The following is a 12,688-nucleotide window of genomic DNA, read 5'->3' as shown; positions in this document are numbered from 1 at the left end:
ACTTGCATGTCCGAGTCGCTCGGACACGTATTTTATTTGGGCATTTATGATTTTATGGTGGAATCCAGCCATTGACGAACATTCATTTGTTGCAAACTGACGTTTTCTGTCGGTTGGCAACATTTTTTATTGCTTGACTTTCCACTTGGATGGAAGGTTTATAATTCGAGTACGGAAAGGAGTGAACCCCATGTTTAAAATCAGCGAGTTCTCAAAATTAAGCCAGGTGCCTGCTAAAACGCTGCGGTTTTATGATCAAATTGATCTTTTAAAACCTGCCTACACGGATCAGCAAAGCGGTTACCGTTACTACAAGAGCGAACAGCTGCTTGATCTGCACCGAATTCTGGCGTTTAAGGACCTCGGTTTTACACTTGAACAAATCAAACAGCTTCTGAATGATAACGTATCTACTGCGGAAATTCGAGGAATGCTTCGACTCAAGCAGGCGGAACTTCACTCGCTGATTCAGTCGGAAATGGAGCGTTTACGACGTATTGAGGTGAGACTGGAACAAATTGAACGGAAAAGTGACAGTCTTTCTCATTGTGAGGTTGTAGTTAAGAAGGTTGAGCCCTTAATGGTTGCAACGCTGAAAGAAACCACAAGCAGAGCAAATATTCCCGGGTTATTCGAAGAAATCGATGAATATTTAAAATGGAATGGAATTCCGCTGCCTGTCCCCCATATCGTGATGTGGCATGGTTGTCCGGAATGTGAAAGCAGCATCGATCTGGAAATAGCTTGCCCAATCCCGCGCAAGCTTCAGGACACAGCTCGTTTTCGGACGATGGAGCTGCCGGAATTGACCGTTGCGGCGGTGACCCATATAAGCCGTCCAGACATGGATACGCCAGTGAGCATTGATCTAGGATCTTGGATTGAAGAGAACGGCTACCAGATCAGCCCGGAAATGCCAAGCAGAGAGATTTATTTATCGCCTCAAGAAGGTAACAAATTGTGGTATGTGACCGAGAGTCATATGCCCATTTTGCGAGCAGGGTTCATGCAATGAAAAAGGAGTGCTCGATATGTCAGAACAATTGGAAAACCAGATGATTGCAGAATTTGATGTTCCCGTTGAGATGCGAGACGGAATCGTGTTGCGCGCTAATATTTATCGGCCCAATCAGGAAGGAAAATGGCCCGTTCTGCTCCATCGCCATCCTTATAATAAAGATACTCCCCCCATTTCTTTTGGATTGTATGATATTTCCCGTGCAGTTCGGCAGGGATATGTGGTCATCGTTCAAGATACAAGGGGGAGATTCGCTTCTGAGGGAGAATGGGAGCTGATTTCGACCAGTAAACAAGAAGCTTCTGATACCTTTGAGACCATTCAATGGGCAAGCACGCTTCCTTACAGCAACGGTAAAGTTGGCATGTTTGGTGAATCTTATTCCGCATTTGTACAGTGGGCAGGCATGCTGAAGAATCCACGTGTACTCAAAGCAGCGACTCCTTCTTTTTCCTGGAGCGATCCCTTTGATGGATTCATGTACCGGGGAGGAGCGCTTGAACTCGGCTTTTTGTCCTATTGGCAATTAGGGATGTATCTGGACACGCTCTCAAGACGTTATGCGGATGAGCAAGAACGAGCTGATGCTTTGGCGCAGTTAGTTTCAGATATTGATCAACTAAAAACGGAGATGAAAACACTGCCATTGAAACAGTTTGCTCCCTTTGCCCGAAATAAAGTGGCTCCCTTCATTCTTGAACATGTTGAGCGCGGCATGGATCAAGATTATGTGGATGCGTTATCGTTGAAGGGGAAATATGACAAATTCACAGTCCCTGCACTCAACATTGCAGGTTGGTACGATATATTTTTGCAAGGAACCATAGAAAATTTTCTTAAAATGCGTAACAAAGGCGGCAGTCCGGAAGCTCGGCAGAGCAAATTAGTCATCGGGCCATGGATGCATTTGGATCACAGTCATCAAGCTGGCGAAATAAATTTTGGATTGGCTGCAAACTACGCTGTCGCGGATATGGTCGGACTCCAGTTGCGATGGTTTGATCATTTCGTAAAAGGAAAGGACACCGGTATCATCAATGAAGCGCCTGTCAAGATATTTGTGATGGGCGAGAATGTTTGGCGCGATGAATATGAATGGCCGCTTGCCCGGACAAATTATACGTCGTACTACCTGCACAGCCAGGGACATGCGAATACGCTTCACGGCGATGGTGTGCTTAGTACAATCATGCCAGATCAAGAGCCAGCCGATCATTATACGTATGATCCGTTGAATCCGGTCATAACGAAAGGCGGAGCGATCATGATGCCTCCCGATTTCAGCAGCGGTGCATTTGATCAGAGAGAGATTGAATCACGCAATGACGTATTGGTTTATACAACCCCCGTATTAGAAAATGATGTAGAAGTTACAGGACCGGTTAAAGTGAAACTGTGGGCAAGTTCAAGTGCCGTAGATACAGATTTTGTCGCACGATTGGTAGATGTTCATCCCGACGGGTATGCACAAAATCTAACAGACGGCATTATCCGTGCCCGTTATCGGAATGCTGCCAAAGGAGAGGCTCCAAGCTTAATCGAGCCTGGAAAAGCTTATTTATATGAAATCGATTTATGGTCAACAAGCAATGTATTCAAAAAAGGACATCGAATCCGCCTGGATATAACGAGCAGTAATTTTCCGCGTTGGGACCGAAATCCCAATACCGGAAGACAATTCGGTGAGGATCGGGCTGAGGATGTTGTGATCGCGCGGCAAACCGTCTTTCATGATGCCGAACATCCTTCTTGCATTATTCTGCCGATCATACCAAGAAGATGAAACCAAAACATTACATCCATGATGAAATCCGTATATTTTTTTATGCGGATTCTTTTTTTATTTCCACGCACATACTGCACTGCATGAGCGGAATTACTGCATGGAACGGATGCGAATAATCGAACAGTACAAGCTTTGTGAATACGATAATCGGAGGGGGTGAAAACGTGTGACAACACCCATTTTGATTATCGACCCCGGTCACGGCGGGACTGATCCGGGCGCAATGGGGAATGGTCTAAGGGAGAAGGACCTCACCTTGCAGATCAGCACCTACCAAAGTGCACGGTTCCACGCGTTGGGTATTCCTGTTGTGCTCACCCGAACAACAGATACGTCCCTCACGCCGTCACAACGCACGAAGCTGGTACGAGACAGCGGTGCCACCTACTGTATTTCCAACCATATTAACTCCGGTGGGGGAGAGGGGGTTGAGGCGATCTACTCCATTTTCGCAAAAGATACCCTTCCCAAACTGCTTGCCCAAGCTGTTGCAGATTGTGGTCAGAAAATTCGTAAAATATACACCAAGGTGGGACCTGGGGGGAAAGATTATTTTTTCATGCACCGGGATACTGGAAAAGTGGAAACGATTATCCTGGAATATGGATTTATTGACCATCCCGTCGATGCAAAAAAGCTAAGAGATAACTGGAAAACTTACGCAGAAGCAGTGGTTAAGGCCTTTTGCGGTTACATCGGAGTGCCCTACATTCCACCTGCAAAGCCTGTGGAAAAGGTGTCCATCGAATTAAACGGCAGTCTCCTGCCGGTTCAGGGTTATCTGCGTGACGGCGTATCGTGGCTTCCGATCCGGGCCGTGGCCGAGGCAGTCGGCGCCACAGTGGAGTGGAATGCAACCACCAGGCAGGTTAAGGTGAACGGCCAAGACCTGACGGAGAGCATCGAAAACGGAACAGCGTATGCCCCTGCGCGGGAGTTGGCTGCCATCCTCGCGTTGGACGTTGAGTGGGAACAGGCGACGAAAACCGTGAAGATGAAGAAAAGGAGTGCGTGACAGAAAAGACGGGAAAGCTTGCGGTAATTTACTGGCCTGTCGGGTGCCGTCAAGCTGGCGTTAGAGTCGTTGGGGGCGGGAAACCACCCCTCCACGTCGTCAAGCCTGCCTTATCATTGGAAACATTATTTTATGATTCTATGCATTTTCATTGTTTCTATAATTTGGTATAATAATTTTCGGCATGTTTATCGGCAAATTTGTAAGTTTAATAAAATTATACTATAGCACTTGAGTCGGGAGCGAATGTCATTACAGGTGTAACCTGGCAATGCAGACTTACATTGATCGTCGTGCATTGTTCAATCCGGATCATGTCCGTGAGACAGCGTTGAAAATGCAGCGTAAGGTAAACTTTCTTTCTTCTTTGATTGACAGTGCCAACCATCGCGCGGAGTTTGAATTTCCGTTTGTCGAACAATACATGCGCTAGTGTTTTACACTAGCTTTGGGGAATAAACCATGGCGACGAGGTTTATTCTCCAAAGCTGGTGTAAAGCCAGCTCAAGGTATGTGGTGTCGGAAGCCGCCTGCTGTTGAGCGTGTCAACAGATAGATACCGTACAGTCGAAAATTTTTTAAGAGGGCGACCGGTTGACGACTAGACGGATTAACGTGTTACGTCAGGACACTTTACGGACGAAACTTTTTTGCTAACACAGATTCCCGGCCCCATACCTTGATCTTACAGTAAGATTATTGCTGCCTGCCTTGAACGTTACCCCGCTGATACTCCAGAAGGCGCTCCTTTATCCCGCAAATCGCTGCTCCATTTGGCAGGGCTCACACATCGGTTTGACTGGAAACATTGCTGCAAATACAGAGGTGGAAAAATGAATTGGGAGACTCTTCCTGATTGGTTTTGGGTAATTTATTACTTAATTTTATCAACAACATTAGTGACTGCAATATTTGGTGTTATACGAAAGAAAATGATAAGGTTGTCCATTTTAGCCATTATGTTTGCTGTAACAGTTCCATCCATTGCTTTGATAAACAGTATTGGAAGGGCAGAAGGTTTGAATGAATTTGAACATTTAATTCGTCAATTACAACAAGGAGCAATTTGGTCTATATATGCAATTATAGGTTATTTGTTTTTAATTGTATGGTGGGTATTGTTCCTGCTAAATAGCAAGACAAAAAATAAGTGAAAGTTCGGTGATTCTGCGGCCGGAGGATGAAGACCTTTGGCTTGATCGCAAGCGGTTTGATCCTGAACTGTTGCGGTATGATGCAGGCCGGATGCCAGGTTATCCGGTGTGCTGTTGGGAGTCCCCAATATCCCGATTGGTTACGCTATAAATCAGCTTTATTAAAATATGCTAAATATGAATTTGAAAAGATAAATCATTGAAACAATGCCAATTAAATCAAATAAATGGTATTTTAATGGTTTTGGCGGATTCTTTTCAAAAAAGTGCTTAAGGATTAAAAAACCAACGATAGCCATTACGGTATGAATAAATTCGCTCATGATTGAGTGCACATCCTTACATTCGGGCATATGGACGAATCCGCGAAATGCCTGGTTTTCCTTATTTTACAATATTACAATCGATTTTGGGCGGGTTGAACATTTCGTTCAAGCAGAAAATTCATGATCTTTCCGGGGGAGTGCAGCAGCGGGTTGCCTGGATGCTTCCTGAGGAGCCTCTCCCATACAGACAAATTGCCCCCAACGAGCAGATGCGCTGCTGGTATGGGGTTTCTTTTTTGTTGGAGGGTTGCCGCCTGATGGATGATGGATAGTGAGGGGCGGATGCGCGATTTTCTCCCCGCTCGGCATGGCAAATGGCGCATTTCTTTCTATATACTAGAATTAGCGAATACACTGGACCGCGGGGATGCTGACATAACTGTGAATGGAGACGTACATATGCAAGTCGTAACCCAACTGCTTCACCATTATAATCACGCGTTTGGCAGCCGGGGAGAACTGTATCAATCCGAAGAGGCGGATGTGCTGATCGCCGTCTATCCGGCTACGCGCAAACGGGGTTGGTGGACCTACGCGACGCTGGAACTGCATCAAACGGGAGGAACGGAGTGCGTGTTCTATTCCTACCGGTTCACACCTGCGATGGTCACCCACCTCGGACACGTGGCCGGACAGGTGGCCCGGATGTGGCGCGAACAGGGAAGGCGGCTTGGGGACGGGGACGTCTTTTTGCTCCGGGAACCCATTGCCGAGGGCTCCTGCCTGCGTTGGGCGCTGGCCACGCCCCCTTATTTTGAAGCGGACGGCTTTGAGCTGTTTACCAATGGGAGCGATGTGATTCGGATGATGATGCTGCACGCCATCTCCGAAACGGAGGCCGCTTTTGTAACGAACGAAGGACTTGACGCACTGGAGAGACGCTTTGCGGAGACCGGAGTCAATTCTCTGGATGTAACGCGTCCCCCTGTCTTATAAAAAGGGAGCGAGCGGAATGAAAGCAATTCGTATGCGGGTCACCGTCGTGGTGGAACACCAGGGCGCGATTTTGTTGATCAGGGAAAAAAGCGACGGAAAGCCCTGTTACAGCCTGCCAGGCGGCAGCGTGGAGTTTCTGGAGACCATTCCGGAGGCGGTGCGGCGCGAGGTATGGGAAGAGACTGGCCTATTGGTGGAGTTTGAGCGGATGCTCTGGGTGGATGAACGGATTGATACCGCCGGTGAAGGCAAGCACACGATTGGCATCGGTGTACTGGCCCGGTTGGTCGGGGAGGAGACGGCGCCCATCCCCGGCGGGCTGGACGACGAAGAGATTGACTGGGCCGGGTGGGTGCCGGTGGAGGAGTTTTGCACGTGTCCGGAGTACAATCCGCTGCGTCGCGAGCAGGTGATCCAGGCGCTGACGACAACGGGGTACATCCCCGGCTACATCGGCAGCCATTCCCAACAGGAATGAAGCGGTGCCAGGTTTACCAATCCGGGGGTGAGGGGTTCTGCATGTTTTCTCAGATACTTGATCGGATCCTTGATTCTGTTTTAGTCTGGGTTCCTCTGCTGATTATGTTTTCTCCGTTTCTATTTAGATTTTGGTTTGAACGAAAAGAGAAATATGAAAAATGAGTAATGGATACGAGCCCTTTCCGAAACCGGGAAGGGTTTTTTTGTCGGAATCAGCAGTTGGACCGGAATGAACCTCCGCACGACAGGGTGACAATAGGAGGGAAACACGTGTCGGTAAACATGGCGGCTGACCAAATGGGGAAGTCAACGACTATGAGGTGCCAAAAGGAGGTATGGGTTTTGGAGAAGGATTTGCTGCTGATGAAGGAACTGACGGAGACGGCCGGGCCGCCCGGATTTGAGGTGCGCATCCACGAGGTGATGCGAAAACACCTGGCCGATCTGCAAGCGGAGCTGATTACCGACAACTTGGGCAGCATCGTCGGGAAAAAAGGGGATTCGGGACCAAAAATCCTGTTGGCGGCGCATCTTGACGAAGTGGCGTTTCTGATTACGCACATCACCGATGACGGGTTTTTGCGGTTTCTGCCGCTCGGTGGCTGGTGGGGACACGTGATGCTGGCCCAACGGGTGAAAGTGCTGACCGGCGCAGGTGACCTGACCGGGGTGATTGGTTCCAAAGCGCCTCACGTCCTTTCCCTGGAAGAGCGCAGGAACGTGCTGGAGATCGACAACATGTTCATCGACATCGGAGCGTCCAGCCGGGAGGAGGCGGAGAAATTCGGCGTCCAGGTGGGGGACCCGGCGGTTCCCGTGTGTCCGTTTGAAGTCCTCCCCAACCCCAAACTGCTGCTGGCAAAAGCATGGGACAACCGGGCAGGCTGTTATCTCGCGCTGAAAGTAATGGAGCAGATTCAACAGGAAAACCTGTCCAATACCGTATACGCCGGCGCCACCGTTCAGGAGGAAGTGGGACTTCGCGGCGCCGAGACGCTGGCGCACAAGATATCGCCGGACATCGCGTTTGCACTGGATGTCGGCGTGGCCGGGGATACGCCGGGCATGGCCCAAAAGGACGGGCGGACCCGATTGGGCAAAGGGCCGCTGTTGGGATTTTTGGATCGTACAATGATTCCCCATCTGAAGCTCAGAAACTTCGTCATCGAGACGGCGCGGGAACACAACATCCCGTTTCAGATCGACGTGATGCCGGGCGGCGGCACCGACGCCGGAAAGATTCACACCGCTTACAACGGCATCCCCTCCATGGTGATCGGCGTGCCGGCCCGCTACATTCACAGCCACGTCTCCGTCGTCCACCGGGATGATTTGGACCATGCGGTAAAACTCCTCGTCGCCCTTCTGAAGAAGCTGGATGCAGCGGCGGTCCAGTCGATCAAGGGCTTGGGACCACATGACCCGGCCAGACAATGACGGACGCGAGCAAACCGTTTTCGTTTTTGCTGGGATCTCATTCACGACCGCTCGATGCGCATGACAGCGGCACGGCGTCCCTGGGCTACGGCGGCTACGACGATGACGGCAGCGGCGATAGCCCCCAGCGTGATGGATTCGCCTAACAGCAGGGCAGAAGCGGCAATCGTGAAAAACGGCTGGAGGTACTGCGTCTGGCCGACACGAGCCACGCCCCCAACAGCCAGGCCGTGATACCAGGCGAAGAAACCGAGATACTGGCTGACCACGCTGACATAGCCAAAACCCAGCCACGCACTCCATGAGGCGTTACGGAGTTCGGAGATGAGCGGGCCGGTCATGGTGACGACGAGGAGTGGCAAGGAAAAGACCAGTGCCCAACTGATCACCTGCCAGCTGCCCATCGTGCGCGCCAGCTGTCCGCCCACGGCGTAGCCAACGGCAGCGGCCAGCACGGCACCGAGCAGCGCCAGATCGGCCAGCTGCAGTCCGCCCAGTCCGGTGCCGGCTGCGTACGCCAGGATCGTCAGACAGGCCGCCGCGCTGGAGAGCCAATACCGCCGAGAAGGACGCTCCCCGGCGAAAAACGCAGCCATTCCCGCAGTCGCCAGCGGAAGCAGCGCCAGTACGATTGCGCCGTGGGTGGCCGGTACACGTTCCATCGCCCAGGCGGATAAAAATGGAAAGCCGCCGACCACTCCCGCGGCGACGATCAAAAGCTGCCTGGTTTCCTGCCAGGTTGGTACCCGCTCCCGCTTTAGCAGCAGCACCACTCCGGCCAGCACAGCGGCAACCAGCGCCCGCCCCAGCCCGACGGTGAGCGGAGAGAGGGAGGCCAAGGCTGCCTTGGTGGCCGGAAGCGTCAGGCTGAAGCTGAAGCCGCCGAGCAGTCCCCAGGCCAGGCCCACACGTTCCTGCCGTTGAACTGAGGTTTCCCGTGACGAAGGTTGACGAATCCGGCTTCGGACTTGAATTTTCATGATGATCCCATCCTTTTCTCAGCATGCTCTGGCACTTTCCATGGTAGGGGAGGCTGCGTGAAAAGTCTTGAGCCAATTGGTCGCAGGGTTGATAGGCCAATTTGTCGAACGAGAGAACAAGAAACGAAACGAGGGCCACGGGAGGGAATGTGACATGGATTGGAAGCCGGACAAGCATGCGGAAATGCCGGTCTACAAGCAGATTGCAGCGCATCTGGAACGTGAGATCGTCAGCGGGGCGCTGCCGCCGGGGGCTCCGCTGCCGCCAGAGCGGACGCTGGCCCGCCAGTACGGCGTCAATCGGGGGACGGTTTCGGCAGCTTACGAGGAGCTGCGCGCCGCCGGGTTGATCCAGTCCCTGCAGGGAAGCGGGACGTGGGTCAGCCGGCACCTGTGGGGCGTACAAAAAGTGCCCAACTGGCACCAGTACACCACCGGCGGGGCGTTTTTGCCGGCGCTGCCGCTCGTCAGGCGAATCCGCGAAGCCGGGTGGAATCCGGCGATCATCAATCTGGCCAAGGCAGAACTGGCGACGGAAATGATCCCGACACTGGAGTTTGAGCGTTTGACCGGGGGGAAGATGGAGGCTATCGATTTGGGGTACGTCCATCCCAAAGGGGAGCCGCAGCTGCGCGAAGCCGTGTCTGCTCACCTGCGGACCCATTACGGGATTGCTGTCTCTTCCGAAGAGATCCTGATTACCTCGGGCGCTCAACAGGCGCTCCATCTCATTTCGCTCTGCCTGCTGGCCCCGGGCGATGCCATCGCCATGGAGGGACCCTCATACACTTATTCGCTGCCCTTGTTCGCGTCGGCGGGCCTTCGCCTCTACCAGCTTCCGATGGACGCGGATGGGGTGATTCCTGACGAGATGTGGACGCTGTACAAAAAACACCGGATTCGCATGGTGTTTCTCAACCCCACTTTTCACAATCCCACCGGCACCGTGCTGAGTGAAGCGCGTCGCCGGCAGCTGTTGACCGTCTGCCGCGAACTGCGGATTCCGGTGGTGGAGGACGACGCGTACGGAGCGCTCGCTCTGGACGAGGACAAGCGTCCGCCGCTGCCGCTGAAGGCGCTGGACAGCGGCGATTCCGTCCTGTACGTCGGCAGTTTGTCCAAGACGATCGCGTCCGGACTCCGGATCGGCTGGCTGGTCGGGCCGCGTGCAGTCATCGAACGGCTGGCTGACGCCAAACAGCAGATGGACTACGGCACCAGCTCGGTATCGCAGCAGTTGGCCCGGCTGGCTCTGGAAGGCGGGCTGTGGGAGCGGCAGATGGAGCGGCTGCGTCCGTTTCTCACCGCCCAGCGGGACCGGATGCTGGCCGCACTGGATACGCACCTGAGGCAGGAGGCATCGTGGAACGTGCCGGCGGGCAGCTGCCACATCTGGTGCCGACTGAACACGCCCATTGACGGACTGGACCTGCTGGAGGCGGCGATCCAGGCCGGCGTGTTGATGACGCCTGGCGAGGTGTTTGGAGCGGAGCCCGGCTGGATGCGTTTGACGTATTCGTGGGAGAGCAGTGAGGCGTTGGAGGAGGGGATACGCAGGTTGGCGGGGGCGATCAAAAAGGCGGCACCGGTACGTTTGTCCCCCTGTCGGTGAAGAATCGTGCCGAAAAATCGAAACATTTGGCCTATCCATTCGTATGAAAGAGGTGACAGGAATGGAAAGGGGTGACAAACATGGGCGTGATGGATACCGTCTACCTCATCTGCATCGTATTTGGCCTTGTCTATACGTTGACGACATTGTTTTTTGGCGATGCTGTCTCCGATTGGCTGGAACAGCTTTAGATGTGCGCGACAAAAACGGCTACCTGGCGGCGCTGGGGATTCCGCAGATTGCGGCCGTCAAGCGGGATGCCATGATTTCTCAGGCAGAAGCGGACAAGGAAGCGCGCATTCGCCAGGCCCAGGCGGAAGAAGAGGCGCGCAAGGCGGAACTGCTGAAAGAGACGAACATCGCCGAGGCCGAGAAGGACAAGGAACTGAAGATCGCCGCTTTCAAGCAGGAGCAGGACAAGGCGAGAGCAGTCGCCGACCAGGCCTACAAGCTGCAGGAAGCCGTCGCGAAGCAAAAGGTGACGGAAGAGGAGATGAAAATCGACCTCGTCCGCAAGCAAAAGCAAATCGAGCTGGAGGAAAAGGAAATCCTGCGCCGCGAGCGGCAGTACGACGCCGAAGTGAAGAAAAAGGCAGACGCCGAACGATATGCCGTGGAACAGGCGGCGGAAGCGGAGAAGGCAAAGAAAATCCGCGAAGCCGACGCGCTGAAGTATCGGATCGAGGCAGAAGCGAAAGCGCTGGCTGAACAGAAGCGGCTGGAAGGTCTGGCCATCGCCGAGGCGGAAAAGGCACGAGGCAGCGCCGAGGCGGAGGTTACCCGCCTGAAACTGGAAGCGGAGGCGGAAGGGAAGGAGAAATTGGCCGAAGCGTTCGAAAAGTTCGGACAGGCAGCCGTGCTGGACATCATCGCCAAGATGCTGCCTGAATTGGCTGCGAAGGTGGCCGAGCCGATGAAAGCGATTGACAAGGTGACGATCATCGACACCGGCGGCGGGCAGGGCGACGGTGTGAATCGGCTGAGCGGCAACGTGACCAAGCTGATGGCCCAACTTCCGGAAATGTTGAAGGACGTCTCCGGACTGGACATGAACAAAATGATCGCCAGCTTTATGCAGCCGTCCCAACCGGAGGCCCCGCCCGTGACGCAGCCGGCGGCTCAGCAGGCTGCGGCCGCGGCCGAGCCGCTCCCGACTGCGGACCAAGACCAACGTCCGGCAAGTTCCGCAGCGGAACAATAGACCAGACTCTCCCTTGACAGGGTTGGGACATTTTCAATACGTTCATCGGATTACGTACATCACAAGCAGGTTTCCCTCGCAGGTGGGAAGCCTGCTTTTGTTTGTTCTGAGCAGGTCGGCAAAGGTGCCATCCCTCCAAGCATCATGCTTTACTCCAACTTTGTTTATCAACGTGCAGGCCCCGTAATGGGAATCGAAGCAGCATGCATAAATCCCGGAGATTTTATTCATAATTGGACCGCATTTCGCCAACACTATAGAGGCTTGAAGGGAATGAATGGAAGGAAAGGTTTGAACCCCCTATGAAGTTCAACCTGTTTTGGCGCAAATCGGTGGATAGATCGAAACGGTTCCTGTTACGCGAGACACAAGCGGTGAACACAATCGAGAAGACGCCCCTTCACGCGTCGCTGGTTAAAAATGCGGAGGTGCTGACGGAGCGGCTCGGCCGCAACAGCGATTTTGCCGCCTGCCACTTCACGTGTATGAACAGGAATGTCAGCCTGTTCTTTCTGTACAGCCTGGCTGATTCCGACCGCCTGAACCGGCAGGTGATCGTTCCCCTCCAGCAGAGAGCGGGCATGTTCCCGACTGCTGTGGAGACGTCTTTGGCCGAGGACGAGGAAAAAAGCCTGATCGTGTTTATCCAGGAGAACATCATATCCGCAAGTGACATACTGCGGGTAGAGGACTGGCAGGCCGCGATTGAGCAGATCCTGCACGGCAAAGCGCTGCTCCTGGTG

General features: G+C 53.2%; 11 protein-coding genes and 1 pseudogene. 11 read left to right on the top strand and 1 reads right to left on the bottom strand.

The window, feature by feature from the left end; all coding sequences use genetic code 11:
* The first annotated feature begins 190 nt into the window (after positions 1–190).
* From KDN35_RS12630 to KDN35_RS12595, 8 genes are all read left to right on the top strand, one after another.
* Positions 191–1,015 carry a MerR family transcriptional regulator gene (locus tag KDN35_RS12630; protein WP_212132861.1) on the top strand — a complete coding sequence of 275 codons (825 nt, stop codon included), beginning with the start codon at positions 191–193 and terminating at the stop codon, positions 1,013–1,015.
* 16 nt (positions 1,016–1,031) lie between these two features.
* Positions 1,032–2,801, top strand: a complete 1,770-nt coding sequence (locus tag KDN35_RS12625) for a CocE/NonD family hydrolase (protein ID WP_212132860.1) — start codon at positions 1,032–1,034, stop codon at positions 2,799–2,801.
* A 169-nt stretch (positions 2,802–2,970) separates the two neighbouring features.
* On the top strand, positions 2,971–3,819 hold the full coding sequence (locus tag KDN35_RS19915; protein WP_304415113.1) for an N-acetylmuramoyl-L-alanine amidase: 849 nt from the start codon (positions 2,971–2,973) through the stop codon (positions 3,817–3,819).
* A 271-nt stretch (positions 3,820–4,090) separates the two neighbouring features.
* A complete protein-coding gene (locus tag KDN35_RS12615; RefSeq protein WP_171566870.1) occupies positions 4,091–4,252 on the top strand; it encodes a hypothetical protein in 162 nt (53 codons plus the stop codon).
* 400 nt (positions 4,253–4,652) lie between these two features.
* On the top strand, positions 4,653–4,973 hold the full coding sequence (locus tag KDN35_RS12610; RefSeq protein WP_212132859.1) for a hypothetical protein: 321 nt from the start codon (positions 4,653–4,655) through the stop codon (positions 4,971–4,973).
* 725 nt (positions 4,974–5,698) lie between these two features.
* A complete protein-coding gene (locus KDN35_RS12605; protein WP_171566872.1) occupies positions 5,699–6,235 on the top strand; it encodes a suppressor of fused domain protein in 537 nt (178 codons plus the stop codon).
* A gap of 16 nt (positions 6,236–6,251) precedes the next feature.
* Entirely contained in the window at positions 6,252–6,713 is a 462-nt protein-coding gene (locus KDN35_RS12600; RefSeq protein ID WP_171566873.1) for an NUDIX domain-containing protein, read from the top strand.
* A gap of 365 nt (positions 6,714–7,078) precedes the next feature.
* Positions 7,079–8,152 (top strand): M42 family metallopeptidase, encoded by a 1,074-nt coding sequence (locus tag KDN35_RS12595; RefSeq protein WP_481752775.1) that lies wholly within the window; start codon positions 7,079–7,081, stop codon positions 8,150–8,152.
* A gap of 41 nt (positions 8,153–8,193) precedes the next feature.
* Here the strand turns inward: KDN35_RS12595 and KDN35_RS12590 are convergent, their stop codons facing one another.
* Positions 8,194–9,132 carry a DMT family transporter gene (locus KDN35_RS12590; protein WP_212132857.1) on the bottom strand — a complete coding sequence of 313 codons (939 nt, stop codon included), beginning with the start codon at positions 9,130–9,132 and terminating at the stop codon, positions 8,194–8,196.
* Positions 9,133–9,286: 154 nt separating this feature from the next.
* On the opposite strand from KDN35_RS12590, the gene KDN35_RS12585 reads away from it, so the two are divergent.
* From KDN35_RS12585 to KDN35_RS12575, 3 genes and pseudogenes are all read left to right on the top strand, one after another.
* Complete coding sequence (locus tag KDN35_RS12585; protein ID WP_212132856.1) at positions 9,287–10,744, top strand: aminotransferase-like domain-containing protein; 1,458 nt, start codon at positions 9,287–9,289, stop codon at positions 10,742–10,744.
* A 181-nt stretch (positions 10,745–10,925) separates the two neighbouring features.
* Positions 10,926–11,945 (top strand): annotated as a pseudogene (locus KDN35_RS12580) (flotillin domain-containing protein); the annotation flags it as partial.
* Positions 11,946–12,247: 302 nt separating this feature from the next.
* On the top strand, positions 12,248–12,688 hold a 441-nt coding region (locus tag KDN35_RS12575), incomplete at its 3' end, for a spore germination protein (protein ID WP_212132855.1).

This window comes from Brevibacillus sp. NL20B1 (assembly GCF_018195675.1).
GTDB lineage: Bacteria > Bacillota > Bacilli > Brevibacillales > Brevibacillaceae > Brevibacillus > Brevibacillus aydinogluensis.
The sequence above is the reverse complement of the archived record's forward strand: the minus strand, read 5'-3'. Positions and strand labels throughout refer to the sequence as shown.

Coding starts and splice junctions, on each gene's coding strand:
- KDN35_RS12625 (WP_212132860.1), top strand. CDS start 1,032: ATGTCAGAACAATTGGAAAACCAGATGATTGCAGAATTTGATGTTCCC.
- KDN35_RS12590 (WP_212132857.1), bottom strand. CDS start 9,132: ATGAAAATTCAAGTCCGAAGCCGGATTCGTCAACCTTCGTCACGGGAA.
- KDN35_RS12600 (WP_171566873.1), top strand. CDS start 6,252: ATGAAAGCAATTCGTATGCGGGTCACCGTCGTGGTGGAACACCAGGGC.
- KDN35_RS12605 (WP_171566872.1), top strand. CDS start 5,699: ATGCAAGTCGTAACCCAACTGCTTCACCATTATAATCACGCGTTTGGC.
- KDN35_RS12585 (WP_212132856.1), top strand. CDS start 9,287: ATGGATTGGAAGCCGGACAAGCATGCGGAAATGCCGGTCTACAAGCAG.
- KDN35_RS12595 (WP_481752775.1), top strand. CDS start 7,079: ATGAAGGAACTGACGGAGACGGCCGGGCCGCCCGGATTTGAGGTGCGC.
- KDN35_RS12630 (WP_212132861.1), top strand. CDS start 191: ATGTTTAAAATCAGCGAGTTCTCAAAATTAAGCCAGGTGCCTGCTAAA.
- KDN35_RS12615 (WP_171566870.1), top strand. CDS start 4,091: ATGCAGACTTACATTGATCGTCGTGCATTGTTCAATCCGGATCATGTC.
- KDN35_RS12610 (WP_212132859.1), top strand. CDS start 4,653: ATGAATTGGGAGACTCTTCCTGATTGGTTTTGGGTAATTTATTACTTA.